The 25,044-nt window shown below is 52.5% G+C and carries 24 protein-coding genes, 4 tRNA genes and 1 rRNA gene; 14 read left to right on the top strand and 15 right to left on the bottom strand.

What is annotated here, in order from left to right:
* Positions 1–4 precede the first annotated feature (4 nt).
* The 6 genes from clpP to GPM19_RS09475 all read right to left on the bottom strand — a co-directional run bounded on the left by clpP (position 5) and on the right by GPM19_RS09475 (position 2,948).
* Positions 5–622, bottom strand: coding sequence for an ATP-dependent Clp endopeptidase proteolytic subunit ClpP (gene clpP, locus GPM19_RS09500; protein WP_160418810.1), 618 nt, complete (start codon positions 620–622; stop codon positions 5–7).
* A gap of 87 nt (positions 623–709) precedes the next feature.
* A complete protein-coding gene (tig, locus tag GPM19_RS09495; protein ID WP_160418809.1) occupies positions 710–2,065 on the bottom strand; it encodes a trigger factor in 1,356 nt (451 codons plus the stop codon).
* A 311-nt stretch (positions 2,066–2,376) separates the two neighbouring features.
* Positions 2,377–2,451, bottom strand: a tRNA-His gene (locus GPM19_RS09490).
* 61 nt (positions 2,452–2,512) lie between these two features.
* Positions 2,513–2,587: transfer RNA gene (locus GPM19_RS09485), tRNA-His, on the bottom strand.
* 132 nt (positions 2,588–2,719) lie between these two features.
* Positions 2,720–2,796, bottom strand: a tRNA-Arg gene (locus GPM19_RS09480).
* Positions 2,797–2,871: 75 nt separating this feature from the next.
* Positions 2,872–2,948: transfer RNA gene (locus tag GPM19_RS09475), tRNA-Pro, on the bottom strand.
* Between the two features lie 189 nt (positions 2,949–3,137).
* Between GPM19_RS09475 and folD the strand changes: the two genes are divergently transcribed.
* From folD to mtnN, 3 genes are read left to right on the top strand one after another with little or no spacing between them, the layout of a single operon-like run.
* On the top strand, positions 3,138–4,004 hold the full coding sequence (gene folD / locus GPM19_RS09470; RefSeq protein WP_160418808.1) for a bifunctional methylenetetrahydrofolate dehydrogenase/methenyltetrahydrofolate cyclohydrolase FolD: 867 nt from the start codon (positions 3,138–3,140) through the stop codon (positions 4,002–4,004).
* Between the two features lie 55 nt (positions 4,005–4,059).
* Positions 4,060–4,527, top strand: a complete 468-nt coding sequence (locus tag GPM19_RS09465) for an S-ribosylhomocysteine lyase (protein WP_160418807.1) — start codon at positions 4,060–4,062, stop codon at positions 4,525–4,527.
* 28 nt (positions 4,528–4,555) lie between these two features.
* On the top strand, positions 4,556–5,260 hold the full coding sequence (gene mtnN, locus GPM19_RS09460) for a 5'-methylthioadenosine/S-adenosylhomocysteine nucleosidase (protein ID WP_160418806.1): 705 nt from the start codon (positions 4,556–4,558) through the stop codon (positions 5,258–5,260).
* 100 nt (positions 5,261–5,360) lie between these two features.
* On the opposite strand, the gene pyrC is transcribed toward mtnN, so the two are convergent.
* Complete coding sequence (gene pyrC / locus GPM19_RS09455; protein WP_160418805.1) at positions 5,361–6,401, bottom strand: dihydroorotase; 1,041 nt, start codon at positions 6,399–6,401, stop codon at positions 5,361–5,363.
* Positions 6,402–6,545: 144 nt separating this feature from the next.
* Here pyrC and GPM19_RS09450 point away from each other — a divergent pair, with 144 nt between their 5' ends.
* From GPM19_RS09450 to GPM19_RS09440, 3 genes are read left to right on the top strand one after another with little or no spacing between them, the layout of a single operon-like run.
* A complete protein-coding gene (locus tag GPM19_RS09450) occupies positions 6,546–6,962 on the top strand; it encodes a hypothetical protein (protein WP_160418804.1) in 417 nt (138 codons plus the stop codon).
* A gap of 8 nt (positions 6,963–6,970) precedes the next feature.
* The gene (locus tag GPM19_RS09445) at positions 6,971–8,239 is read left to right on the top strand and encodes an ATP-binding protein (RefSeq protein WP_160418803.1); all 1,269 of its coding nucleotides are present in this window, start codon (positions 6,971–6,973) and stop codon (positions 8,237–8,239) included.
* Between the two features lie 33 nt (positions 8,240–8,272).
* Complete coding sequence (locus GPM19_RS09440) at positions 8,273–8,812, top strand: response regulator transcription factor (protein ID WP_160418802.1); 540 nt, start codon at positions 8,273–8,275, stop codon at positions 8,810–8,812.
* Positions 8,813–8,817: 5 nt separating this feature from the next.
* Here GPM19_RS09440 and GPM19_RS09435 read toward each other — a convergent pair whose 3' ends face one another.
* Positions 8,818–9,594: a 3-hydroxybutyrate dehydrogenase gene (locus GPM19_RS09435; RefSeq protein ID WP_160418801.1), complete on the bottom strand. Its 777-nt coding sequence runs from the start codon at positions 9,592–9,594 to the stop codon at positions 8,818–8,820.
* 123 nt (positions 9,595–9,717) lie between these two features.
* Entirely contained in the window at positions 9,718–10,122 is a 405-nt protein-coding gene (gene hybE, locus GPM19_RS09430; protein WP_319928111.1) for a [NiFe]-hydrogenase assembly chaperone HybE, read from the bottom strand.
* A 164-nt stretch (positions 10,123–10,286) separates the two neighbouring features.
* On the opposite strand from hybE, the gene GPM19_RS09425 reads away from it, so the two are divergent.
* Both GPM19_RS09425 and GPM19_RS09420 read left to right on the top strand, forming a co-directional pair.
* A complete protein-coding gene (locus GPM19_RS09425) occupies positions 10,287–10,553 on the top strand; it encodes a GrxA family glutaredoxin (RefSeq protein WP_160418800.1) in 267 nt (88 codons plus the stop codon).
* A gap of 120 nt (positions 10,554–10,673) precedes the next feature.
* Positions 10,674–11,441: a VOC family protein gene (locus tag GPM19_RS09420; RefSeq protein WP_160418974.1), complete on the top strand. Its 768-nt coding sequence runs from the start codon at positions 10,674–10,676 to the stop codon at positions 11,439–11,441.
* A 45-nt stretch (positions 11,442–11,486) separates the two neighbouring features.
* On the opposite strand, the gene GPM19_RS09415 is transcribed toward GPM19_RS09420, so the two are convergent.
* Both GPM19_RS09415 and GPM19_RS09410 read right to left on the bottom strand, forming a co-directional pair.
* A complete protein-coding gene (locus tag GPM19_RS09415; RefSeq protein WP_160418799.1) occupies positions 11,487–12,155 on the bottom strand; it encodes a CoA transferase subunit B in 669 nt (222 codons plus the stop codon).
* A gap of 59 nt (positions 12,156–12,214) precedes the next feature.
* Positions 12,215–12,913, bottom strand: coding sequence for a CoA transferase subunit A (locus GPM19_RS09410; RefSeq protein WP_160418798.1), 699 nt, complete (start codon positions 12,911–12,913; stop codon positions 12,215–12,217).
* Between the two features lie 148 nt (positions 12,914–13,061).
* On the opposite strand from GPM19_RS09410, the gene GPM19_RS09405 reads away from it, so the two are divergent.
* The 3 genes from GPM19_RS09405 (at position 13,062) to GPM19_RS09395 (ending at position 15,881) form a co-directional block, all read left to right on the top strand.
* Positions 13,062–13,961, top strand: a complete 900-nt coding sequence (locus GPM19_RS09405) for a LysR family transcriptional regulator (RefSeq protein WP_160418797.1) — start codon at positions 13,062–13,064, stop codon at positions 13,959–13,961.
* 121 nt (positions 13,962–14,082) lie between these two features.
* Positions 14,083–14,964: a 1-acylglycerol-3-phosphate O-acyltransferase, YihG family gene (gene yihG, locus GPM19_RS09400; RefSeq protein WP_160418796.1), complete on the top strand. Its 882-nt coding sequence runs from the start codon at positions 14,083–14,085 to the stop codon at positions 14,962–14,964.
* Complete coding sequence (locus GPM19_RS09395; protein ID WP_227842332.1) at positions 14,961–15,881, top strand: LysM peptidoglycan-binding domain-containing protein; 921 nt, start codon at positions 14,961–14,963, stop codon at positions 15,879–15,881. The genes yihG and GPM19_RS09395 overlap by 4 nt, the downstream gene beginning before the upstream one ends.
* A gap of 57 nt (positions 15,882–15,938) precedes the next feature.
* Here the strand turns inward: GPM19_RS09395 and gcvT are convergent, their stop codons facing one another.
* On the bottom strand, positions 15,939–17,051 hold the full coding sequence (gene gcvT / locus GPM19_RS09390) for a glycine cleavage system aminomethyltransferase GcvT (RefSeq protein WP_160418794.1): 1,113 nt from the start codon (positions 17,049–17,051) through the stop codon (positions 15,939–15,941).
* Between the two features lie 124 nt (positions 17,052–17,175).
* A complete protein-coding gene (locus tag GPM19_RS09385; protein WP_160418793.1) occupies positions 17,176–18,576 on the bottom strand; it encodes an alanine/glycine:cation symporter family protein in 1,401 nt (466 codons plus the stop codon).
* 466 nt (positions 18,577–19,042) lie between these two features.
* Between GPM19_RS09385 and gcvH the strand changes: the two genes are divergently transcribed.
* Together gcvH and gcvP are read left to right on the top strand one after the other, a co-directional pair.
* Entirely contained in the window at positions 19,043–19,435 is a 393-nt protein-coding gene (gene gcvH, locus GPM19_RS09380) for a glycine cleavage system protein GcvH (RefSeq protein WP_160418792.1), read from the top strand.
* An 82-nt stretch (positions 19,436–19,517) separates the two neighbouring features.
* Positions 19,518–22,409, top strand: a complete 2,892-nt coding sequence (gene gcvP / locus GPM19_RS09375; RefSeq protein WP_160418791.1) for an aminomethyl-transferring glycine dehydrogenase — start codon at positions 19,518–19,520, stop codon at positions 22,407–22,409.
* Positions 22,410–22,453: 44 nt separating this feature from the next.
* Here gcvP and GPM19_RS09370 read toward each other — a convergent pair whose 3' ends face one another.
* On the bottom strand, positions 22,454–23,332 hold the full coding sequence (locus GPM19_RS09370) for a LysR family transcriptional regulator (RefSeq protein ID WP_160418973.1): 879 nt from the start codon (positions 23,330–23,332) through the stop codon (positions 22,454–22,456).
* 141 nt (positions 23,333–23,473) lie between these two features.
* On the opposite strand from GPM19_RS09370, the gene ppnN reads away from it, so the two are divergent.
* Positions 23,474–24,853 carry a nucleotide 5'-monophosphate nucleosidase PpnN gene (gene ppnN, locus GPM19_RS09365; protein WP_160418790.1) on the top strand — a complete coding sequence of 460 codons (1,380 nt, stop codon included), beginning with the start codon at positions 23,474–23,476 and terminating at the stop codon, positions 24,851–24,853.
* A 106-nt stretch (positions 24,854–24,959) separates the two neighbouring features.
* Here ppnN and rrf read toward each other — a convergent pair.
* A 5S ribosomal RNA gene (rrf, locus tag GPM19_RS15735) occupies positions 24,960–25,044 on the bottom strand; the annotation flags it as partial.

The raw sequence follows: 25,044 nt of genomic DNA, 5'->3' as shown, positions 1-25,044 counted from the left end.
GCTATCAGGATGTGGGTCGCTTATCCAGTACCGCATCTATCAAGCCATACTCTCTGGCTTGTTCCGCGCTCATGAAATTGTCGCGATCCGTGTCACGTGACACAGTCTCGATGTCCTGGCCGGTATGGTGAGCCAGGATCTGGTTCAGGCGATCACGAATACCCAGAATTTCGCGGGTATGAATTTCGATATCGGATGCCTGACCTTGGTAACCGCCCAGAGGCTGATGAATCATCATGCGTGAATTCGTCAGGCAGAAGCGCTTCTCGGGGGCACCCCCTGCCAGCAACAATGCACCCATGCTGGCCGCCTGGCCGATACATACCGTAGAAACGTCGGGCTTGATGAACTGCATGGTATCGTAAATGGCCATACCTGCGGTCACGCCGCCACCTGGCGAATTGATATACAGGTGGATGTCCTTATCCGGGTTTTCCGATTCCAGAAAGAGCAGCTGCGCCACGATCAGGTTGGCCATGTAGTCTTCGACCGGCCCAACGAGAAAGATGACACGCTCTTTGAGCAGACGTGAATAAATATCGTAGGCTCTTTCACCCCGGGCGCTCTGCTCGACCACCATGGGCACTAGGCCACCGGCATTTTGAATATCAAACTCACTCATTCAGTGATTCCTTGCGTCCGATAAGGGGAAGGCACACCCACAGAGACTTTATCTAACCTCCAGGTGCGCCATCTCGTTACAGCTGGATCAGGCGCTGGCTTGCTCGTCGTCCTCAACAGCTTCTTCGTCCTGCTCAGCTTGTTGCTGAGCCGCTGCCAAGGCTTGCTGATAAGACATTTCAACATCCTTGAGGCTAGCTTGCTCAAGCAGTTTATCCACGGCCTTTTCTTCAAGAATAGCGGATTTGACCTGCGTTTTTAGCTGGTCGTTATTCATGTAGTAATTGACCACTTCCTCGGGATCCTGATACTGCTCGGCAAGCTCTTTCACCTTGGCCTTGATGGCTTCATCGTCAGCATCAAGCTCGTTGATCTTGATTACTTCCGCCAGCAACAAGCCTACTTGAACGCGCCCTTTGGCCTGCTCTTCAAAAAGCTCATTGGGTAGCTGAGTGACGTCGAATTCTTCGCCTAAACCAAACTGCTGGGCAGCTTGGCGCTTCATGCCGTCGACTTCTTGCTGTACCAGCGAACTGGGGACCGGGATTTCGTTGGCTTTCTTCAATGCATCAAGCACTTGCTGCTTGACTCGGTTATCCACCGCTTGAGAGGCCTCACGGGTCATGTTCTTCTTGATTTCAGCGCGGAATTTTTCCTTGTCACCGTCATCCACGCCAAAACGCTGAATGAATTCCTGATCAATTTCCGGCAAGGCTTGGGTGCTGACTTTATGCACCTTGACCTTGAAGGTGGCTTCTTTGCCTGCCAGTTGCTCTGCCTGATAGTCCTCAGGGAACGTCACGGTGATCTCTTTTTCATCACCCGGCTTGGCGCCGACCAACTGTTCTTCAAAGCCTGGAATGAAATTACCCGAGCCCAGTATCAAATCATGGTTTTCGGCGCTACCGCCCTCGAATGGCTCATCGCCGATGAAACCCTGGAAATCGATGGTGACTTGATCACCTTCCTGGGCGGCCTGATTCACTTCTTCCCAGGAAGCATTCTGCTTGCGCAGCGTTTCAATCATTTCATCGACATCCGCCTCGGTGACTTCTACTACCGGGCGTTCCACTTCGACACCTTCGATCGAAGCCAGTTCCACGACGGGGTAGACCTCCATCGTCGCCACGAACTCAAGATCTTTACCCGCTTCGTTAACATTTGCTTCGATTTGCGGATAGCCAGCGGGGTTCAACCCTTCGTCGGTAATGGCACTCACATAACGCTCACGCATTACTTCGCCCACGACTTCATTGCGCACGTCATGACCGTAGCGCTGACGCACCACTGCCATCGGCACCCTACCTTGGCGGAAACCATTCAAGCGAACGTTTTTCGCAGTGTCTTTCAAGCGGGTGTTGACGGCTTCATCGATTTCTGCTGCCGGAACCTGGACAGTGATACGGCGTTCAATCTGGGAGGTCGTCTCGACGGAAACTTGCATGAATTGTCCTCTACCGGCTGGCGTTATGTTGATTGCATTGAATAAGCTCAAGAGAGCAATTTTAAGAATCTTGACGCATGCTGGCAAGCGCCATGCTCGCAAGATGGGGGCAATATGGGTTATTTCAAGGGAAGATCAGTATCAATTACCCAGACTATTGCTTTGTGTGATCAGGATATAGAAATCACAAAGGCAATGCACAGGCCATGCGTAAAAATGCCGCAAGCAAGCGCTGCATTATACAGGAGATAGACTAACGGAGAGGAAGAACAAGAAGGGAGATGACATAAATATTCAGCATTCGAGGCAAATGGGGTGGATGATGGGGTTCGAACCCACGACCACCGGAGTCACAATCCGGGGCTCTACCGCTGAGCTACACCCACCATTACCTGAAGCTTTATCGCGTAGCTGTAAAAAATATTGCTTGCAAACAAGGTTGCAACATGGGGTGGATGATGGGGTTCGAACCCACGACCACCGGAGTCACAATCCGGGGCTCTACCACTGAGCTACACCCACCATTGCAATGATTCTCACATCTATGGCGATCTTTCTTTAATCCGCCTATCAAGCGACAAGAGCGCTTTATAGGTTATTCCCGTTACTGAGCTGCGGTCTGAAACCGATGAGCTATCAATGAGCAAATATTGATGGCGCGCCCAGCAGGAATCGAACCTGCAACCTACGGCTTAGAAGGCCGTTGCTCTATCCGGTTGAGCTATGGGCGCACTTGATGGTGATGAGCACCTGACCACAACCGAAACTTCCAGAAAACATTTATCTATCAGATTTTCTGTCAGTAGTGGTCGGGATGGAGGGATTCGAACCCCCGACATCCTGCTCCCAAAGCAGGCGCGCTACCAGGCTGCGCTACATCCCGACATCTTCTTGCCTGAGCCGGCTACGCTGCTTGGCTCAGGCGAGGCATATATTACGGATTTCTCCTCTAGAGTCAAGCGCCAATGGCGTGGCTATTTTCTAGATGCTTTGAGTTAAGGCCGTTGCATGCGAAAATTGCCCGTAGCATTCGGCTTCAAGACACCATGTCCTGTCACGGGGAAAAGACTTAATGACCGCCCAGCTTATCGATGGCAAAGCCATTGCCGCCCAAGTCCGCCAACAGGTTGCCGAGAAGATACGCTCGCGCCGTATGGCAGGTGCCAGAACTCCTGGTTTGGCAGTGGTACTTGTCGGCGGTGACCCTGCCTCTCAGGTATACGTCAACACCAAGCATCGCGCCTGCGAACAAGCCGGCATTCATTCCTTTCAACACGCCCTGCCTGAAACTACGACGCAACATGAGCTTGAAGCGCTGATTGATCAACTCAATGCCGACCCCGCCGTAGACGGCATTCTGGTACAACTACCTCTGCCGCCGCATCTCGAGGCAAGCTCGATCCTCGAGCGCATATTGCCCCACAAGGATGTCGATGGGTTTCATCCGTATAATCTGGGCCGCCTGGCTCAACGGATGCCCGCCTTGCGCCCCTGTACCCCCAAGGGCATCATGACCCTCCTTGAAAGAAGCGATATTGCTGTGCGCGGTCTGGATGCCACGGTAGTCGGTGCCTCAAATATTGTCGGCCGCCCCATGGCACTGGAGCTGATGCTAGCCGGCTGCACCACGACTGTCTGTCATCGTTTCACGCGCAACCTCGAAGCCCATGTCGCTCGGGCGGACCTAGTCGTGGTGGCCGTAGGCAAACCCGGGATTGTCAAAGGCGAATGGATCAAGCCGGGGGCTATCGTCATCGATGTGGGCATCAATCGCGGCGCAGACGGCTCACTCAAAGGGGACCTGGATTTCGAGCAGGCCTCTCAGCGTGCCGGGTTCATTACCCCGGTCCCCGGAGGCGTAGGTCCCATGACGGTGGCGACACTGCTGGAAAACACCTTATATGCGGCAGAAGACCACGACGCCATGCAACAGGGCTAAGCTGTGACTTTGTGGTCTGCACAAAGGCGGCCGCTCACTCTGACGGAGAATTCTGATGACCGATAAACAGATGAATGTGGAAAGCTTCAACCTGGATCACACCAAGGTCAAGGCGCCCTATGTGCGCCTTGCCGGCGTCAAGGCCGGTCAGCATGGTGACGAAATTTACAAATACGACATGCGTATCTGTCAGCCCAACAAGGCCCACATGGACATGCCAGCACTGCACTCCCTGGAGCATCTGCTTGCGGAGCTGTCTCGCAACCATACCGATAAAGTGGTGGATATCAGCCCAATGGGCTGTCAGACCGGCTTCTACGTCTCATTGATCAACCATGACGATTATGACGACACTCTCAATCTGCTGGAAAAGACATTGAACGATGTCCTTGAGGCGGAAGAGGTGCCGGCATGTAACGAAATGCAGTGTGGCTGGGCCGCAAGCCACAGCCTGGAAGGCGCCAAAGCGATTGCTCGCGAGTTTCTCGCCGGGCGTAATGAATGGAAAAATGTCTTTGCCTGAGGGCAACTACCTGGGAAGGGAGAGAAAGGTGAAACGCATTGGCATCATTGGCGCCATGGCGCAGGAAGTGGAACAGCTTGCCCGCCAGCTGGAAAACTCGCAGACCTATGAACATGCCGGCCTGATTTTTCATGTCGGCACACGCCATGGCCTGGAGATCGTAGTACTGCAATCGGGTATCGGTAAAGTTAACGCCGCGGTCGCCACTGCGCTTCTTCTGGAACGCCACAGCCCTGATGCCATCATCAACACCGGCTCGGCCGGGGGATTCGCCACCGACCTTGAAATTGGCGATATCATCATCTCGAGTGAAGTGCGCCACCATGATGTGGATGCCGTGGTCTTCGGCTATGAAATCGGCCAGGTACCCGGCATGCCGGCCGCTTACCCGGCGGATTCGAACTTGATCAACGTGGCCAGAAGCGCCATCGATATCCTGGGCGAAGTCCAGGTGCGCGAAGGTTTGATTGCCACCGGCGATGCTTTCATGGCTGACCCGGCTCGGGTTGAGGCAACGCGCGCCCAGTTTCCCGACATGCTCGCCGTTGAAATGGAAGCTGCTGCCATCGCGCAAACCTGCTTCATGTTCGACTGCCCTTTCGTGGTGATTCGAGCGCTTTCCGATATTCCGGGAGACGGCGATAACCACCTTTCTTTCGAGCAGTTCCTGAGCGTTGCCGCCGATCATTCCTCTCGCATGGTGGATGTGATGTTACAGCGTCTCTCAGCCTGAGGTTTTCTCTCAATAATCAGCGGTTCTTCAGATGGCATCTAGAAAAAAGGGGATGAGACCATGTCTCATCCCCTTTTGACGGACTGCACCTAGTTTTGCTTTATTGCGCCTGCAATCTCCAGGCCAATGCCTGGCCTGCCTGCAGTGGCACGATGCGTTGACCTTCGGCATACGCATAGCTCTCAGGCAACGTCCAGCTTTCCCGCTTCAAGACTACCTGCCCTGTATTGCGTGGCAAGCCGTAGAAATCCGGGCCGTGATGGCTGGCGAATCCTTCGAGTTTATCCAGCGCATTCACTTGTTCAAATGCCATGGCATACAACTCGAGTGCTGCCGGTGCTGTATAGGCCCCCGCACAACCACAACTCGCTTCCTTGTCACCCTGCGCATGGGGCGCGCTATCGGTTCCCAGAAAGAACTTGCTGCTGCCGGAGGCAATCGCTGCCAACAACGCCTGACGATGCTGCTCACGCTTGAGAATGGGCAAGCAGTAATAATGCGGCCTTATCCCGCCTACCAGCATGTGATTGCGGTTGAATAACAAATGATGTGCGGTAATGGTGGCAGCGACATTGGCAGGAGCCTCGCTCACAAACTCGGCCGCCTGACGGGTCGTGATATGCTCGAAGACCACCTTGAGCGTGGGGTGACGCTCCATCAGCGGCTTCATGACGCGCTCGATAAAGGCGGCTTCTCGGTCAAAGATATCAATATCGGCATCCGTCACCTCACCATGCACCAGCAACGGCAAGCCCAGGCGCGCCATGGCTGCAATTGCTGCATCGCAATGGCGCAGGTCCGTCACTCCCGACGCTGAATTGGTGGTGGCGCCTGCCGGATACAGTTTGACAGCATGCACATGCGGGCTCGCCACTGCGCGTTCGATCTCTTCTGGGGTGGTGGTATCGGTGAGATACAGCGTCATCAAGGGTTCAAATCCGGCCCCTGCAGGCAATGCATCTACAATCCGCTGACGATATGCCATCGCCTGTTCGGTGGTGGTGACCGGAGGGTTGAGATTGGGCATGATGATGGCCCGCCCCATCTGAGCAGCCGTATGCCCCACTACCGACGCCAAGGCCGCGTCATCTCGAAGGTGTAAATGCCAATCGTCCGGGCGCGTCAAAGTAATCGAGTCCACGTGAGATCCTGTGCTGAAGGTAAATAAGACTGCCAGTATAACCAATCTCCCCACAGGATAAATCAAGTGAGCACAGCCGCCGACAACTGAGTGTCAATTGACGTATCATGCCGCTGCAAATGTCATCACAGGAAAATGAGAACTATGCCCAAGGTGCGCCGTTTTGCCGACCTGGCCGCAAGTATTGAAGGGTTGATCTGGCTTAGTCTTGCCTGGTCGATAAGCTTTTCGGTTTCCCGGGGCAGCCCTGAATTTTCGCTTGCCGCCATGTCGATAGTGGGTGCGCTTATTCTGGTCTGCTGGGCACATCGTCCATTACGAATATTGTTGCGCCGCTACCATGTGCGCAAGCGACGCACTGACATGTGGATGCATATCCTCGCCCTTCCCTTGCTTTTAACCTTGTTTCTGCATGTTCTGCTTGAAGCGTTACTCGGCAATACCTGGGTGCCGCCGAAAATCCTGCTGTTCAATATATTGGCCACCGCCGGCTGGCTTGTTTTTGTGATGACATTGTTTATTAAATTTATCATCAATGAATTGAAGTCAACCAGCAGGTAACGACAATCATGCTTGCCGCTTTACCTCTTCCCCTGTCTACGCCTAGTCGAAACCTGGTCAGACTTACCATTGTACGCGGCATCACCTGGACCGGTTTTCTTGTTGCCATTATCGTGGGCGTCGAGTTACTGGCATTTGAGTTGCACGTCACCGCCGTGGTGAGCGTGGTGATCGCCATGGGGCTTCTCAATATGCTTACCTGGTGGCGCCTCGGCCGACCCAAGGCAGTCACCCATGCAGAATACCTGGCTCACTTGCTGGCCGACATCGTCGGCCTATCCCTGGTATTTTACTTTACAGGTGGCTCGACCAACCCGTTCATCACTTATTACCTGGTGCCTATCACCATTGCGGCGGCTACGCTCCCCTGGCGCCATGCCTGGATCATCGCGGCCATGGCAATGGCCGCTTATACGTTCTTGATGTTCCACTACCAGCCGATCCCGCAACTGGCTCAGCTTAATACCGAGACACCGTTGAGTCTGCATATACTCGGCATGTGGATCAATTTCGGCCTTTCCGCTGGGTTGGTGACCTTTTTTATCTACAAGATGGCCCATGCCTTGCGCAACCGCGACCAGGCGCTTTCACGGACGCGTGAAGCCGCCTTGCGTAACGAACAGGTGCTTGCCGTCGCCACGCAAGCCGCAGGTACCGCTCACGAGCTAGGCACGCCGCTTTCCACCATGGCGGTACTGCTCAATGAAATGCAGCATGATGCCGAGAAAGATTCTGTACTGGCCCAGGATATTTCATTGCTTCGCCAGCAAGTGGATATTTGTAAATCGCGCTTGCAACATCTGGTCGCCCAAGCCGATCGCCGCAAGATGGCGGAGCCGGAAGTCCTGGATGCAGAATATTGGCTGGCCGCCGTGGTTCAACGCTGGCTGGTGTTGCGTCCGGATGTCAGCCATCGTTTCGAAATCGCTGAGCATCGAGGGCGCCCCTGGATAGCCGTCGACACGACCCTGGACCAGGCATTGACCAACTTGCTCAACAATGCCGCCGATGCCAATCCAGACAGTATCTTCATCCGCCTGGACTGGAATGAGAGTAAAGTAGTCATTGATATCCGTGACCACGGGCCGGGCGTGGCCATGTCCATTGCCGATCAACTCGGGGAAACTTTCATTTCCACGAAAAGCAAAGGCATGGGCATCGGGTTATTTCTTACCCATGCCACTATCAATCGTCTTGGGGGCGGGGTCAGCTTGTATAACCACCCTGAGGGCGGCACCTTGACGGAAGTCACTCTTCCACGCCTATCCCAAAACTGAACGTATTCAAGCGCCATCATTGACGAGGATGCCATGCACACCCCAGAGCCACGCCTGTTAATCATCGACGACGATGAAATGTTCTGCCATGTACTCAGCCGTGCATTGACCCGTCGTGGCTATCAAGTCCTGATCGCCTACGATGCGGAACAGGCGCTTGCCTTGGCAAGCCAATACAACCCGACAATGGCCACCCTGGATCTCAAGCTGGAACATAGCTCCGGCTTGAAATTACTGCCGGAATTACTCGAAGTGGCCCCCCACTGCCGGATTGTGGTACTTACCGGCTATTCCAGCATTGCCACCGCCGTGGAAGCCATCAAGCTCGGCGCAGTGAACTACCTGTGCAAACCAGCTGATGCCGAGGATGTGCTGGCTGCCTTCGAGCGTGAAGGCGGGGATCCCAACGCCGAAGTAGCGGAAAATCCGCCATCGATCAATCGCATCACCTGGGAACATATCCAGAAAGTACTGCAGGAACACGATGGCAATATCTCCGCTACTGCACGTGCGTTGGGAATGCACCGGCGCACCCTGCAACGCAAATTACAGAAGCGTCCTGTGCGACGGTAGCCGACTTACTGGGCGGTCCAGCCCAAATCGATGTTCCAACTCGAGCCAGTCACCGCTCCAGCGGCATCCGACGCCAGGAAAGCCACCATTCCTGCCACTTCAGAGGGCTCGATCAAGCGCTTGACCGCTGCATTCTTGAGCATGATCTTTTCGATGACTTCTTGCTCTTCCATGCCATTGAGCTTTGCCTGATCGGCAATCTGGTTATCCACCAGCGGTGTCTTGACGTATGCCGGACAGATGGCATTGACGGTAATGCCCTGCTCCCCGCCTTCCAGGGCGGCAGTCTTGGTCAAACCGATAATGCCGTGCTTGGCGCTAACGTAAGCAGCTTTGCCTGGCGATGCGACTTGTGCATGCACCGAGGCAATATTGATGACCCGACCCCAGCCGCATTCACGCATATTGGGCCATACTGCCTGCGTCAGCAGGAAAGGGGCCGTCAGCATCAAATCGATGATTTGCCGCCACTTTTCTTCTGGAAATTCTTCAATGGATGACACGTGCTGAATGCCGGCATTATTGACCAGGATATCTACCCCACCAAAGCGCTTATTGGCCTCGGCAACAGCGGCACGACAGGCCTCAGGGTCGGTCAAGTCGGCTTGGAAAAAAGTAGCACCAGCAGCTTGCGCCACTGTCTCTCCCGCCGGGTTAAAATCAACCGCGAGCACCTGATAACCCAGCTCACAGAAATGCTTGACCACTGCTTCACCGATACCGCTGGTGGTACCGGTGACCAGCGCCACTCGTGGTATAGCCGAGGAGGCTGTATTTGTCATGCGATTTTCCCTTTATCAGACTGTGTGGTAAGCGATCATGTGTGATTCGCCTTGTGCCTTACCTTGGCACCATTGCGCTATTTCGCAAAGCGACTCGTAAAGTAATCTCTGATGACACTGGCATCAAGCAGGTGGCTCCATCAGCCGGCTCATCATTGACTGAGCCAGGCGCGCCGCTTCTTCCATACTTTTCAAGGCGCCAAGATCCTCAAGAATACAACGTTTCCACAGAAAGTGATGAGGCCCCAGCGCTTCCTGTTGCAATCGATACGCTCCCGAAGGCAGCGTAATAGTGAGACTATTTTCACACTGGGGTGCTTGCCCATCGACAGGTAGCGCAACCAACCACAACGCTGTCGGGGTAATCAAGGCTCCCGCCAGTAATCCCTCATCCAGCTTTTGAAAACATAGGGCATCCACACCCAGCCGAGGATTGAAACAAGCCATCTGCTTGAGTTGCTTGAAATGCTTATCCCGGTAGTCGGTAGCCAGCTTCGCCAGGCGACGATAATCATCCTGCGTCAGCACTTGTCTCGTTCTCCTATCCTTTTCATCCAGCTTGATATAGCTTTTTCATGGCTAGGGTAGCTTATGACTATTGGCCAGGAGCATAAGGCTCCGGCAAAATGGCATCATAGGGTAAATGTATTTAATACTTATCTTTTATTCACTGATTCTTGCGAGAAGATGCCATGTTTGTAGTGATTTTTGGGCGTATGTCCTGCCCTTTTTGTGTACGTGCCAAACAATTAGCCGAACGCCTGGAACGTGAGGAAGCTATCCAGGGCTACCGGTATGTAGATATGCCGACAGAAGGTGTCACCAAGGCGGATATTGAAAAAACCGCCGGCAAGCCGGTTCACACCGTTCCACAGATTTTCGTCGACCAGACCCATATTGGGGGTTTCACTGAATTCGCCCAGTACGTGCGCCAACAAGGTCTGTTACCTTCAGCCTGATTCCTTGGTGTTTTCCTCCGTTGAACGCCGTTGCATCTTCCTTGCCTATACTGACCTCGTCTTAATCGAGGCTTGTGACAAGCAGAGCACATGCGCGTGTCTGGAGATGAGGAAAACGCTATGCAGCGCGACGAGTTCGTCCAGCAACTTTGGCTGGATTATGTTCATGCCCACCCGGACATCAGCTCGCTGAGCTTATTTTCACTGCCGGTGCCCGCTGAATACTTCACCCTGCTCACCCTGAACCATGGTTTCTTTTCCAGCAGTGTCTTGCTCTCCAACCTGGCTCACCTGGGCTATCGGCCTGTCAACAAATATGCCATGGCTGACCGCGGCTTGTTAGTCCACCTGCTTTGTCCTCCGGATTCAGGAAGCTGGTTGGTGCTTGCCGAATTACAAACCGGCACTTTGTCCCGAGAACCCCGACGCCAACTGGAAGCCTTGATCAGCCAGGCCCACCCGGAAGATTGCAGGGGCCAGAATCTACTTTCTCGTGGACGCCCATGGCCAATGCCCAGCTGGGAAACTTATCAATTGCTTTATCAAGCTCACCCTCTGGCTGGCTGGCTGGCCATCATGGGGCCGCGCTTGCACCATGCAGGCTTTGATTGCAAGACGTGGGGGGCGACATTGACGGAGCTTGACCAGCAACTGGTACAAGTCGGACTGCGGGGTAATGCGGATCGGCATAACGGTATTTTTCCGATTTCACCGTTACTGAATTATCGTTTTTACCCCACCACAGCCCAACGTTTGCCTTTTTCCGACGGCGATGAGCACCGCGTATCGCTTGGGGGTTTGGTGTTAGCTGAAAAGCAGACAGAGAATGCCCACGGCCAGGTGGCAGAACTCCTGTTTCCGCATCACACTCGTTGTGAACTAGCCTAGCAACCGCCCCTTCGGGGCGGTTTTAAAAGCGTGTTTCCGGCGTTTTCAGGCACTTTCCTCGAAGGTCATTTCCGGCACATGAGCAGGCACAATGAGCTTACCTGCGGTTTTTTCAACTATCTCCTCGACACTGACCCCGGGGGCGCGCTCTTTTAGAATAAAAGCGCCATCCTTGATTTCCAGATAAGCGAGATCCGTCAATACGCGATTGATACAACCGGCACCGGTCAATGGCAGGTTACAGCTTTCCAGCAATTTGGACTCACCGTGCTTGGACGCATGCGTCATGGTGCAGATAATGTTTTCCGCACCCGCCACAAGATCCATCGCGCCCCCCATGCCCTTGATGAGTTTGCCAGGCACCATCCAGGAGGCGATATTACCGTTCTGGTCGACTTCAAAGGCGCCTAAAACCGTCAAATCAACGTGGCCCCCTCGGATCATGGCAAACGATTCAGCCGACGAGAAAATCGCTGCCCCAGGACGTGCGGTAACCGTTTGCTTGCCGGCATTGATCATATCCGGGTCCAGCTCATCTTCCGTTGGAAAACGCCCCATGCCCAACAAGCCGTTTTCCGACTGCAACATGACATCAATGCCATCGGGAATATAATTAGCTACCAACGTGGGGATGCCTATGCCCAAGTTGACGTAAAACCCATCTTCCAGTTCACGTGCGACGCGCTGAGCCATTTGTTCACGTGTCAAAGCCATGATGATTACCTCTTGTTCTAACAGAAACTTGAAATGCCACTAGGCGTAAACAGAGCAGCTCAGCTGCGCACGGTGCGCTTCTCGATGCGCTTTTCAAATGACCCCTGGATAATCCGGTCAACATAGATACCCGGCGTATGGATCTGGCTGGGCTCCAGCTCGCCAGGCTCGACGATTTCCTCGACTTCGACAACGGTAATCCTGCCTGCTGTGGCGGCCATGGGATTGAAATTTTGTGCCGTGTGGCGATACACCACATTCCCGTAACGATCGGCTTTCCAGCCTTTGACGATGGCAAAATCACCCGTCATGGCTTCTTCGAGAATATGTGGGCGACCATTGAATTCACGGACTTCCTTGCCTTCCCCGATAGGCGTGCCGTAACCGGTAGCGGTATAAAAAGCGGGGATACCCGCGCCGCCAGCACGCATCTTTTCAGCCAGGGTGCCCTGAGGCGTCAGGACCACTTCGATTTCATCGTTGAGCATCTGCTGCTCGAACAAGGCGTTTTCGCCGACATAGGAGGCGAATATCTTGCGAATCTGACGATCCTCCAGCAGTAGGCCTAAACCAAAACCGTCGACCCCGCAATTGTTGGAAACCACCGTTAGATCCTTGACACGGCGACGCTTGATTTCGGCAATCAGATTTTCGGGAATACCGCACAGGCCGAAACCACCGGCAATGATCGTCATGCCGTCTTCAATGCCTTCCATTGCCTGTTCGTAGGAAAATACTCGCTTATCGAATCCGGCCATTGTTATGCCTCACGTTGTTTTCAGATGGAACAAGGAACCCTACTACTGTACTGCCAGTGTTGGGTCTGGCAATATATTTGTTAAGTTTGTTTTTCTTATCAATTTATTTATTTTTCAAATTTTTAATTTTCCGTCTTTCGGAGGCTCAGTGACCGTCAAACAGCTTCGTGCCTTTCTGGCTGTCGCCCAGACCTTGAGCTTCACTCAGGCCTGCGAACGCCTTCACCTCTCGCAGCCTGCTCTTAGCCTTACCATCAAAGGGCTCGAAGAAACATTGGGTGGCAAACTGCTTTTGCGCAGTACACGTAGTGTCCGCCTGACGCCTGAAGGAGAATCCCTGCTTCCCTTGGCCAAGCACTTGTTAGCACAATGGGATGATGCAGAAGACCTGCTGCGCCAGCGTTTCACACTTCAACTGGGCAGGTTAAGCGTAGCCGCCATGCCGGCTTTTGCGTGTAATCTATTGCCTAGCGCCCTGGTCGCTTTCCGCCAACGCTATCCCAAGATCAACATCACCGTGCATGATGTAATCAACGAGGAAGTCACCGAAATGGTGCGGTCACGCCAGGTTGAAATGGGAATCGCCTTCTCTCCCGAAGGGGCGGGAAGCTTATCGTTCACCCCCCTGTTCAAGGATCAGTTTGTTGCGGTGGTTCCTTTGGATTCCCCTTTGGCCAGCTATCCTGCCTTAGAGTGGTCAATGTTACTTGAAGAAGATTTCATTACCCTGCAGCGCCCTTCGATGCTGCGACGCCTACTGGAACAACAGCTGGAAAAACGTCAGATCAGCCTTCCCGTGGCATTTGAAAGTCATCAGCTTTCTACGGTGGGCCGAATGGTTGCGGAAGGATTGGGGGTGAGCGCTGTTCCGTCCATGTGCATTCGCCAAATGCATGATTTAGGGGCACGCTGCATACCGCTTACCGCACCGGGCATTGCCTGCATTGTCGGGATTCTGACGCACGATGAACTTTCCGTCGCCGCTCAAGCATTGAGGGAAGTATTACGCGAAACCGTCCAGGCCCCCACTCTGACCCTTTTGTCCTAATACCTCATTTCTTGTCATTACCTCTCAGTCACTGGGAAGCATAGGCAATATCCTTTAGCATTGCAGTCAGTTAGTGATGAGAGAAAACGCCTTGGTGACGATAAAAAGTAAGGGAACCGTCATGCCTATTCTCAAGGGGCTGGTCAGCATAGTATTGCTGACAATCAACACGCTATTCTGGGGCGTTCCTCTTATCGTGTTGACATTGTTGAAAGTGATCGCCCCAGGCCGTGCCATGAAACGTCGGCTCCTTGTGAATCTCGATCGCGTCGCACTTAACTGGATTGGGTTTAATCTTTGGTGGATGCGTCGCTGGCTCAAGCCCAGCCTGAAAGCCACGTTTCCCGATGATTTGAGCTCCCGGCAATGGTGGCTGGTATTATCCAACCATCGTAGCTGGATCGATATTTTCATGCTGCTGATGGTGCTTCATCGGCGTATCCCCATGCCGCGCTTTTTTATAAAGCGTCAGCTAATCTGGATTCCTGTGGTGGGATTGGCATTTTGGGCACTGGAGTTTCCTTTCATGCGGCGTTATAGCCGTGAACATCTGCAAAAAAATCCACACTTGGCAGATATTGACCGTGAAGCGACTCGCCGCATGTGCAACCGCGCTCAGGAGATGCCCATCGCGATTTTCAACTTCGTGGAGGGGACACGGTTCACTCCTGCCAAACGTGATGCTCAGCAGAGCCCTTATCGCCACCTGCTGCGCCCCAAGGCAGGCGGTGTGGCCCAAGTGCTTAATCTGCTTGGCGGCACCTTGGATGGCATATTGGATGTGACGATTAGCTACCGGAACCCCTCACCTAGTTTCTGGAAATTCTTATGTGGCCAAGAGGCTCCGATCACCCTTCATGCACGACGGCTTGAGATGCCTTCGTGGATGAAAGAAACCGACTATCACCAGGAATCGCAGCATAAGGAACGCTTTCATTCATGGCTCAATGCACTCTGGCAAGAAAAAGATGCCATGCTGGATGGGCGGATCGGTCACGAATGAGCGCTCCTTTTATCGGTGTACTTATTGTTATCGCTCTACTTTCTGGCTGCGCAAGCACTTCTGAGACACCTCAACGAGCGGCGGTTTCAGCGTCCAATAAGCTTTCCGGCAATAACATTACCGGACATTGGGTGGCGGTTCAGCGTGGCGATACGCTGGGCAATCTGGCTTCCCGCGGCAATGTGCCACTTGAACGCTTACAGCGTTTCAATCCCGGAGTCGATTCACACCGACTGGCTGTCGGGCAACGTTTGTTGATGCCTACGCAACAAGAACGCGCGCCCTCGGGCGGCCCTTATCGCTATCAAGTTCGCCCCGGCGATACCTATTCAGCGATTGCACGGCATTTCGCCACCACGCCAGCCCGCATTCAGCAAGCCAACTCAGGCATCTCGCCGACACAGCTGCGTATCGGCCAGGTGATAAGCGTACCCTTGAGAGATACATCGACAGTCACCACATCAGCTGCACGCACACTTCCCAACAGGCGCACGACGACGAGCCAAGCCCCAGCAGCATCCACCGATCTGGACTTACCTGCCTCGGTACGGCAATGGTCTTGGCCATTAAACGACTATCGGATTGTTCGACGTTTCGGCCCCGACAGCCGTGGCTCTCTGCAACCCATGTTGCTGGCCACCGAGGCAGGGGCCAAGGCGCTTGCGGTCGCACCCGGCGAAGTGCGCTTTGCCAGCACCATGCGCCAACTCGGACAGGTGGTGATTGTGCATCATGACAACAATTTGCAAAGCGTCTATGCGTTATGCGACAAGCTTTTAGTAAAGGAGAACACCCCGGTATCGCGTGGTGATCCACTGTGTGAAGTGGGACAGAGCGTGACGTCTCAGCGCTATGACCTCCTGTTTGATTTGCGCCAGGCGGGAAAGCCGATCGATCCACGCCGAGTGTTGAAATAATCACCCTGCTTTTCCCTGCCTGGCGCAATCGCTCAACAGGGGAAAGCTACAAATGCCTCAGCCTCGATAATATCCCGGTGCAACGAAGGGAGTTTTTGTCACTGTCATCGGTAACAGCTTGCCTCTGACGCTGGCAAAAACCTGGGTACTGGTTTCGGCTAATTCAACACTCACATACCCCATGGCAATCGGTTTACCTACTGTCGGTCCGAAACCACCGGAGGTGACCACGCCGACAGCCTGGCCATCTTGATCAAACAATTCCGCACCTTCGCGTACTGGCGCCCGGCCATCGGCAATCAAGCCGACACGCTTTCGAGTATGGTCCTTGGCATACAGCTGATGTAGCACTAGATCAGCCCCGGGAAATCCACCGGCACGCTCTCCACCATGACGACGCACCTTGCCAATCGCCCATATCAATCCAGCTTCAACGGGAGTGGTATTTGTGTCCATGTCATGCCCGTAAAGACATAATCCCGCCTCCAGGCGCAGCGAGTCTCTGGCTCCCAAGCCAATCGCCTCCACCTCAGGCTCATTCAACAACTTCTTGGCCAAGGCTTCGCAATCATCGGAGGCTACGGAAATTTCAAAGCCATCCTCTCCCGTGTAACCACTGCGGCTGATCCATACTTCGCTGCCATCAATCTCGAAACGGCCATGCTGCATGAAGATCAGTTCACAAGCGTCTGGACATAACCGCTGCATGACCTCGGAGGCTTGTGGGCCTTGTAACGCGAGCAGTCCCCGATCAAGCACTTCAATTTCATGGGTTTCGCCCAGGTTAGTGCGCAAATGAGCCACATCCTGATCTTTACAAGCGGCATTGACCACCAGATAAAAATGATCGCCAGCGTTGACGCTCATCAGATCGTCAAGTATCCCTCCTTCAGTACTGGTAAATAACCCATAACGCTGCGCGCCCACTTCAAGACCTACCAGGTCAGAAGGAATCAGCGTTTCCAGCGCTTGCGCTGCATTTTTGCCAGAGAACTTGATTTGTCCCATGTGCGACACATCGAACAGGCCGCAAGCCTGGCGTGTATGTTCGTGCTCCTTCTTCACTCCCATGGGGTATTGCACGGGCATTTCATAGCCTGCAAATGGCACCATCCGAGCTCCCAACGACTCATGTAGTGCATGCAGCGGGGTACGCTTGAGATTGTTCATATCTGCTTCCTACCTTGCCATTGGTATTTATTACATAGTGATATTGATACATAAAAAGAGAGAAGGCCCAACAAAGGCCTTCTCACTCTATACTACCGGGGCATCACGCATGCCACCATTGGGTTCATGCTTTATCGTGTTCCAACTCCTCGCCCGGCAGTACATCTTTTCCATCAAAGTAATCTTTGGTCAACTTGAACACCACCGGCGACAGCAGCGCCAGAGCAATCAGGTTGGGTATGGCCATCAGGGCATTGAACGTATCTGCCATCAGCCAGATAAAGCCCAACTGGGCGATTGCGCCAAGCGGGATCGCAAGCACGAACAGCACGCGATAGACCATGATGGAGCGTGTTCCAAACAGGAACTGGCAACATTTTTCACCGTAAAACGACCAACCCAAGATAGTGGTAAAGGCGAACACTGCCAGTGCTATCGAGACAATTTGATTACCAAAACCAGGCAGCGCTGCGTCGAAGGATAATGCCGTCAACGACGCGCCCGCTTCTCCTCCAATCCATACAGTGGAAGTGAGAATGACCAGGGCGGTGATGGTGCACACGACGATGGTATCGATAAACGTACCCAGCATCGCAATCAACCCTTGGCGTACCGGGTTTTTAGTTTGGGCCGCTGCGTGAGCAATCGGGGCGCTACCAAGCCCGGCTTCATTGGAGAATATCCCACGAGCCACACCAAAACGAATCGCCGCCATAACCGCAGCCCCTGCAAAGCCGCCTGCAGCAGCCATGGGATTGAAGGCATAGTAGAAAATCAAACCAAAGGCTTCGCCTATCTGGTCGGCGTTAACTACCAGTACCGCCAACCCCGCCACAATATAGGCAATACCCATAATCGGAACCAATTTACCGGCTACTTTGGCAATGCGCTTGATTCCTCCCAGTATTACCGCCCCGGCGAGTACCATGATGGTGATGCCCGTCAGCCAATGGGGAATACCAAAAGTGGAGTCCAAGGCATCCGCCACCGAGTTGGACTGAACGGTATTACCAATACCAAAAGCGGCTACGGCGCCAAAGAAAGCAAATGCTCCCCCTAACCATAGCCATTTTTTGCCAAGGCCGTTCTTGATATAGAACATCGGGCCGCCAATATGGAAGCCGAGGCTATCAGTTTCCCGGTAACGCACTGCCAGTACAGCTTCGGCAAACTTGGTAGCCATACCCACCAGAGCCGTAATCCACATCCAGAACACGGCACCAGGGCCACCCAACGCGATGGCAGTCGCCACCCCGGCAATATTGCCGGTACCAATCGTTGCGGACAATGCCGTCATCAAGGCGTTGAATGGAGAAATTTCCCCTTCCGCCTCGGCCTTTTTGCCAGCGGCTGTCTTTGGCGTGCGGCCTTGCCACATAAGCTTGAAACCCATACCAAGCTTTCTGATAGGGATTAGCTTCAAACCCAATTGCAAGTAGAGACCAACGCCCAGCAGCAATATCAGCATCAACGGCCCCCATACCACACCATTGATTGCTTCAAAAAAGCTAATTAATGTATCCACCTGATTCCCCTTGGTATTGTCTTATTTGTATTGATTCAATAATCCCAGCTATGGCTGATGTCCAGCTATGCCAGCCCTATCGTGGCCTCGCAAAACACCCAGCACGATTGGCATGTTTTACACCATTTGGCTGGCATACTTCCATGTCTTGTTGGGCAAGTGCCATAATTTCATGGTCTAACTTGATATTTCATGGTTTTTTTTCCGTTACGTAATGCATTCCACCTCATCTTACCGCGATGGAGCTGCCTAGAAACTTGTTTCCGATAGGAAACTCGTTACCATACGTCAATATCTCGCGAGGTTGTTGCTTGCTGCCCTTGTCGCAAGCAAAGCCGGTATGACGCTTCCCAACCGTTATTTCACTGGGAGAGAGCCGTAGCCGAACCTGGACAAGGGGTCGCCAAACAGTGCTGTTAACGCTAGTATTCACCGCGTGAAAAATCATTTCATAAAGGAAATTAAAATGAGCAACGTTCCTGCCGAGTTACGGTATGCAAAAAGTCATGAATGGGTTCTCGACAATCAGGACGGCACCGTCACGGTCGGTATCACCGATCATGCTCAAGAGGCGTTGGGCGATGTGGTCTTTGTGGAACTACCTGACGTCGGCCGTGCGCTTGCCAGGGGCGATGAGTTTGGCGTGATTGAATCAGTCAAAGCTGCGTCCGACCTTTACTCCCCTGTTCAAGGGGAAGTCATCGAAGTCAATGAGATTTTGGAAGACTCCCCGGAAACGATCAACGAAGCACCGTACGAGGCTGGCTGGATCATGAAGGTACGTCTCGATGAAGCCTCCTCCATTGAGGGGTTGCTGGATGCACAAGCGTATCAGGCGACTATCAACGCTGAAGACTGATACGTAGCCCGCTTTTCATTAATGAGCCTTCTTGTTTTTCAACTCGATTGTGCTGTCGTGCCTACACGCCTGGAATTGTCTTATGTCTTTTGATCAACGCCGCTTGGCCGACCTGGCCGACCACGACGCCTTCCTCAAGCGCCATAACGGGCCTAACGCAGACGATACCGCTGCAATGCTCGACACGTTAGGCATCAAGAGCATGGCCAGTCTGATAGAACAGACAATCCCGTCGGACATACGCCTGGAGCGTGAACTGCGACTGGATGACCCGCGTAGCGAAGCCGAAGCGCTCGACTATCTGGCACGCCTTGCCCGGCAAAATCGAGTTGTGAAAAATCACATAGGCCAAGGCTACTACGGCACCCACATGCCTGCCGTCATTCAACGCAATGTCTTGGAAAATCCCGGTTGGTATACAGCTTATACGCCCTACCAGCCGGAAATTTCTCAAGGGCGACTTGAAGGCCTGCTCAACTTCCAGCAAGTCATCATGGACTTGACGGGCATGGACCTGGCCAATGCATCGTTGTTGGATGAGGCCACGGCAGCAGCAGAAGCGATGGCGCTATGCAAGAGAGCCAACAAGAAAAGCCGTTCATCGACATTTTTCGTGGCAGAAAATGTTTTCCCCCAAACCCTGGATGTCGTCAAGACTCGCGCAGAGTTCTTTGGTTTCTCGATTATTGTCGGCCCGGCAGAAGCACTTGCCGATCATGACGTATTCGGCGCGCTACTCCAATACCCAGGCAATTCCGGGGAAATCGGCGACCTGGCGCCTTTACTGAAAAAGGCCACCGATAACCATATCATGACCTGCGTGGCCGCTGATCTTCTCAGTCTAGTGATATTGAAAGAGCCGGGTGCCTTGGGGGCGGATATCGTCGTGGGTAACTCGCAGCGTTTCGGCGTTCCCATGGGCTTTGGTGGCCCACATGCAGCTTTCTTTGCCACCTCCGACAAGCTCAAACGCTCAATCCCGGGTCGCATAATCGGCGTTTCCAAGGATAGTCGCGGAAAGACGGCACTGCGCATGGCAATGCAAACACGCGAACAACATATTCGGCGCGAAAAGGCTACTTCCAATATCTGCACCGCCCAAGCCCTTCTGGCTAATATTGCCGGGTTTTATGCCACCTACCATGGGGCTGAAGGGCTCAAGAAAATTGCTCATCGTACGCATCGTCTCACCACGATTCTAGCGGAAGGCCTCAAGCAAAGCGGTATTGTACTGGCTCATGACAGTTGGTTTGACACATTGCGTCTGACCAATGTGGATTCAGGCAAGATTCATGGACGCGCCATGACTCATGAGATCAACTTGCGTTACTTCAATAACGGCGACGTAGGTATCAGCCTGGATGAAACCACTACCGCACATGACGTTACCCAGCTGTTCGAGGTAGTACTCGGCGATGAACATACCCTGTCGGTCGCGGTACTTGACGATGCCATCATGGCTCATGGAACCAGCGGAATTCCCGAAAACAGCCGTCGTCAAAGTGATTTCCTGACTCATCCGACCTTCCAGCGCTACCATAGTGAAACGGAAATGCTGCGTTATTTGAAGCGCCTGGAAAACAAGGATCTGTCACTGGCGCATGCAATGATTCCGCTGGGCTCTTGCACGATGAAACTCAACGCTACCAGTGAGATGATTCCCATCTCGTGGCCGGCGTTTTCCCAGCTGCATCCTTTCGCTCCGCGTGATCAGGTGGTCGGCTATCAACAGATGATTGATGAGCTGGCAGCTTTCTTAACTGAAATTACTGGTTATGATCACATCTCCATGCAGCCCAATTCCGGTGCCCAGGGCGAGTACGCAGGCTTGGTGGCTATCCGTCGTTATCAGGCAGCTCAAGGAGAAGCACACCGCAATGTGTGTCTGATTCCCAGTTCAGCTCATGGTACCAATCCCGCTTCCGCTGCCATGGTGCGGATGGAAGTCGTCGTGGTTGAGTGCGATCAGGACGGTAATATCGACCTGAATGACTTGCGCAACAAGGCGGAAAAGCACAGCGACCATCTTTCCGCCATCATGCTGACTTACCCTTCCACTCATGGCGTGTTCGAAAGCAGCGTACGCGAAGCATGTAGTATCGTGCATGGACATGGAGGCCAAGTGTATATTGATGGTGCCAACATGAATGCTCAGGTCGGCTTGTCACGCCCTGGTGATTTTGGAGGCGATGTCTCACATCTCAACTTGCACAAGACGTTTTGTATTCCGCATGGCGGCGGCGGCCCCGGCATGGGCCCTATCGGTGTCAAGGCACACCTGGCTCCATTCGTATCCAACCATGTGGTGACCCCAATAGAAGGGGTTAATCCCGATAGCGGCGCTGTTTCAGCGGCTGCATTTGGTAGCGCCTCGATACTGCCTATCTCATGGGCTTATATCAAGATGATGGGCGCCCGGGGACTCAGAGAAGCGACTGAACTTGCCATCTTGAATGCCAATTATATCGCTAAGCGACTGGAAGAATATTACCCGGTGCTTTATAAAGGCGATAATGGCACAGTCGCACATGAATGCATTATTGACATTCGTCCACTTAAAGCCACGTCAGGTATCAGTGAAGAAGATATTGCCAAGCGTTTGATGGATTATGGTTTCCATGCTCCCACAATGTCCTTTCCTGTACCCGGCACTCTGATGATCGAGCCAACCGAGTCAGAGTCTCGCTATGAAATAGATCGTTTCTGCGATGCCATGATTGCAATTCGGAAGGAAATTGAGTCTGTTGAAAACGGTCAATGGCCCGTAGACAATAACCCTTTGGTCAATGCTCCTCATACTCAAGCTGATCTTGTCGAAGAGTGGAATCGCCCTTATTCAAGAGAGCTGGGAGCCTTCCCATCAGAAGCCGTAAAATTGGGAAAATACTGGCCTTCTGTTAACCGAGTAGATAATGTTTTCGGGGATAGACAGCTTATATGCTCATGCCCAAGCATTGAAGAGTATCGCAGCTAATCTTAACAAGACCCACTTATTTAAAATAAAGTAAGTGGGTCATTTTACTGCATCCTTTGCTCCCTAAATCCCTTCAATAGTTTTTCGTAGCGTTTAGGCAAGGTCGAATCACGACGCTGCAATACGTGCAATACTTCATTTATCGCTTTATTAAATGTGAGTTCCTTAACTTGCCTCTGCCACGGTGATGTTTCTAGAACCAACCGTGAAACCACGGTAAATCCCAGCCCTCGCGCCACTGCATCCAACACCATGCTTACCTCATTGGTAAACCCTTGATGCCTAAAATGTGTCATGGAGCGAAACTCACCCGGATAGTTTTCTTTGAAGAAATTACTGGCTTGATTAATGCCGTCATAGTAATTGATAAAACCAAGCCCCATGAGGTCACTCAACGTACTTCCTGTAAAATCAGCCGGGACCACTAGGCACAATGGTTCTTGATGCCATACGCTACATTTCAATTCAGGGTGCTTTACAGGCTCGGTGACAATCCCTATATCATAGCGTCCTTCCACTAGGTCGTTAACAATCTCATGGTTAAATGCAAAGCTATAATTAACCGTCAGATTTGGATGCATTTGTTGCTGCCCTAGTATGTAAGGGTAAAACATAAGCCCAACACTACCTGGCGAGGCGATACGACATTCGCCGCTATCCAGGGAATCATCGTCCAGACCATGGCGAAACTGTTCATGCTCTGCAAAAAGCTTGAGTGCATAATCGTAAGCTCTTCGACCGGGTTCTGTCAGGGTAAAACTTTTCCCTTGCCGCTCCAGCAGCACTTTCCCCAAGTAACTTTCCAATTTGCGGATATGCTGGCTCACGCCAGGTTGCGTCATGTCCAACCGACGAGCCGTGCGAGTGAAGCTTCCTGTTTCCACTAGCGTGATATAAGTACGAAAATACTGCGCATTGAACATAAGCTGTGCCAACTCATCTACACTTAAATTTGCCTTATCCAACATTCTATCAGCTAGCTTCCAACATCACAGCGCTGCGCTGACTCATAGAGCGTGATAGCATGGCAGAAAGTCAAAATCTCACTATTTACGAGCATCCTAATGTTAAATTCTCAAGGTGTTGACACCATTTCCAGCATCATTTCCCCGGAAGGAAGCTTGGAAGTTCTTTCTCAGCATGAAGTAAACCGCTTGCATCGCACTTCCAAAAGTGGCTTACATGATCTATTGCGGCGCTGTTCGCTGGCGGTACTTAATTGTGGGAACCCAACCGATGACAGTCTGGCGATACTTGAAACTTACAAAGATTTTGATATTGAAGTATTGCAACAAGACCGAGGCATACGCTTAAAAATTACTAATGCACCTGCTGAAGCCTTTGTCGATGGGCGCATGATTCGCGGCATACGTGAACATTTATCTGCAGTCATTCGGGATATTGTTTATGTATATAACGAAATACAACATCATAAACGTTTCGACCTTTCGACCGCGGAAGGTACCACGAACGCCGTCTTTCATATTTTACGTAAAGCTGGAACCTTAAAACCAGGACGCGACCCAAGGCTAGTCGTTTGCTGGGGTGGCCATTCTATTTCCCGGGAAGAGTATGAGTACACCAAAGACGTAGGTTATCACTTAGGATTACGCGATCTAGATATTTGCACAGGCTGTGGACCCGGCGCCATGAAAGGACCCATGAAAGGGGCCAACATAGCGCATGCAAAACAAAGGCGCCGTGATGGTCGTTATCTAGGCGTCTCGGAGCCAGGCATCATCGCTGCTGAAGCCCCAAACCCGATTGTCAACGAACTTGTCGTAATGCCAGATATAGAAAAGAGACTTGAGGCATTTGTGCGTTTAGGGCATGGCATTATTGTCTTTCCGGGGGGCGTAGGGACCGCTGAAGAAATTCTTTATCTTTTAGGCATTCTGCTACACCCAGACAATCATGAGATGCAACTTCCTCTCATATTTACCGGCCCTAAAAACTCGGAGGAATATTTTCATAGAATCGATGAATTCCTCGTTTATACGTTAGGGGAAAAGGTAAGAAAACATTATACGATAATAATCGGCGATCCTACCCAAGTAGCCCGATTGATGCGCAAAGGAATCGATGGAGTAACAGATTTTCGACGAACTCACCAGGACGCTTTTTATTACAACTGGCGCTTGACGATAGCACGAGATTTTCAATCCCCTTTTGAACCCACACATATGGCGATGGAGACCTTAGCACTCCACCGAAACCAACCCACCCATGAACTAGCCGCCAATTTGAGGCGTGCTTTCTCAGGTATCGTAGCAGGCAATGTGAAAGAACAAGGGATCCGGGCTATTGATAAATATGGGCCGTTTAAATTAACAGCCGAACCAGAGCTGATGCAACGACTCGACGTTCTACTGAGCTCTTTTGTTATTCAAGGCAGAATGAAGTTAGCCGGCCAAGACTATGTGCCCTGCTACATACTGAATTAAAGCCTTATCAAGCCGCTGAACTCAGCGGCTTGATTGCGCATTTTTTCCGGGCACAAAAAAAACGCCCCCGCGGCAAGGCCGTGGGGGCGTTTTTTTTCGAATAGGTGCCTGACGATGACCTACTCTCGCATGGGGAGACCCCACACTACCATCGGCGCGGAACGGTTTCACGACTGAGTTCGGCAAGGGAT

This window comes from Vreelandella zhuhanensis (genome assembly GCF_009793355.1).
Classification (GTDB): Bacteria; Pseudomonadota; Gammaproteobacteria; order Pseudomonadales; family Halomonadaceae; genus Vreelandella; species Vreelandella zhuhanensis.
Note: the sequence above shows the minus strand (reverse complement) of the source record. Positions and strands in the feature narration are given on the sequence as shown.

Bases quoted from the DNA above. Each gene is read 5' to 3' on its own strand.
- GPM19_RS09445 (WP_160418803.1), top strand. From the start codon at position 6,971: ATGCTTGCCGCTTTACCTCTTCCCCTGTCTACGCCTAGTCGAAACCTG.
- GPM19_RS09450 (WP_160418804.1), top strand. From the start codon at position 6,546: ATGCCCAAGGTGCGCCGTTTTGCCGACCTGGCCGCAAGTATTGAAGGG.
- GPM19_RS09465 (WP_160418807.1), top strand. From the start codon at position 4,060: ATGACCGATAAACAGATGAATGTGGAAAGCTTCAACCTGGATCACACC.
- folD (WP_160418808.1), top strand. From the start codon at position 3,138: ATGACCGCCCAGCTTATCGATGGCAAAGCCATTGCCGCCCAAGTCCGC.
- ppnN (WP_160418790.1), top strand. From the start codon at position 23,474: ATGTTAAATTCTCAAGGTGTTGACACCATTTCCAGCATCATTTCCCCG.
- GPM19_RS09410 (WP_160418798.1), bottom strand. From the start codon at position 12,913: ATGGCCGGATTCGATAAGCGAGTATTTTCCTACGAACAGGCAATGGAA.
- gcvH (WP_160418792.1), top strand. From the start codon at position 19,043: ATGAGCAACGTTCCTGCCGAGTTACGGTATGCAAAAAGTCATGAATGG.
- GPM19_RS09370 (WP_160418973.1), bottom strand. From the start codon at position 23,332: ATGTTCAATGCGCAGTATTTTCGTACTTATATCACGCTAGTGGAAACA.
- gcvP (WP_160418791.1), top strand. From the start codon at position 19,518: ATGTCTTTTGATCAACGCCGCTTGGCCGACCTGGCCGACCACGACGCC.
- yihG (WP_160418796.1), top strand. From the start codon at position 14,083: ATGCCTATTCTCAAGGGGCTGGTCAGCATAGTATTGCTGACAATCAAC.
- clpP (WP_160418810.1), bottom strand. From the start codon at position 622: ATGAGTGAGTTTGATATTCAAAATGCCGGTGGCCTAGTGCCCATGGTG.
- GPM19_RS09415 (WP_160418799.1), bottom strand. From the start codon at position 12,155: ATGGCTTTGACACGTGAACAAATGGCTCAGCGCGTCGCACGTGAACTG.
- tig (WP_160418809.1), bottom strand. From the start codon at position 2,065: ATGCAAGTTTCCGTCGAGACGACCTCCCAGATTGAACGCCGTATCACT.
- gcvT (WP_160418794.1), bottom strand. From the start codon at position 17,051: ATGAACAATCTCAAGCGTACCCCGCTGCATGCACTACATGAGTCGTTG.
- GPM19_RS09440 (WP_160418802.1), top strand. From the start codon at position 8,273: ATGCACACCCCAGAGCCACGCCTGTTAATCATCGACGACGATGAAATG.
- GPM19_RS09420 (WP_160418974.1), top strand. From the start codon at position 10,674: ATGCAGCGCGACGAGTTCGTCCAGCAACTTTGGCTGGATTATGTTCAT.
- GPM19_RS09395 (WP_227842332.1), top strand. From the start codon at position 14,961: ATGAGCGCTCCTTTTATCGGTGTACTTATTGTTATCGCTCTACTTTCT.
- GPM19_RS09425 (WP_160418800.1), top strand. From the start codon at position 10,287: ATGTTTGTAGTGATTTTTGGGCGTATGTCCTGCCCTTTTTGTGTACGT.
- GPM19_RS09435 (WP_160418801.1), bottom strand. From the start codon at position 9,594: ATGACAAATACAGCCTCCTCGGCTATACCACGAGTGGCGCTGGTCACC.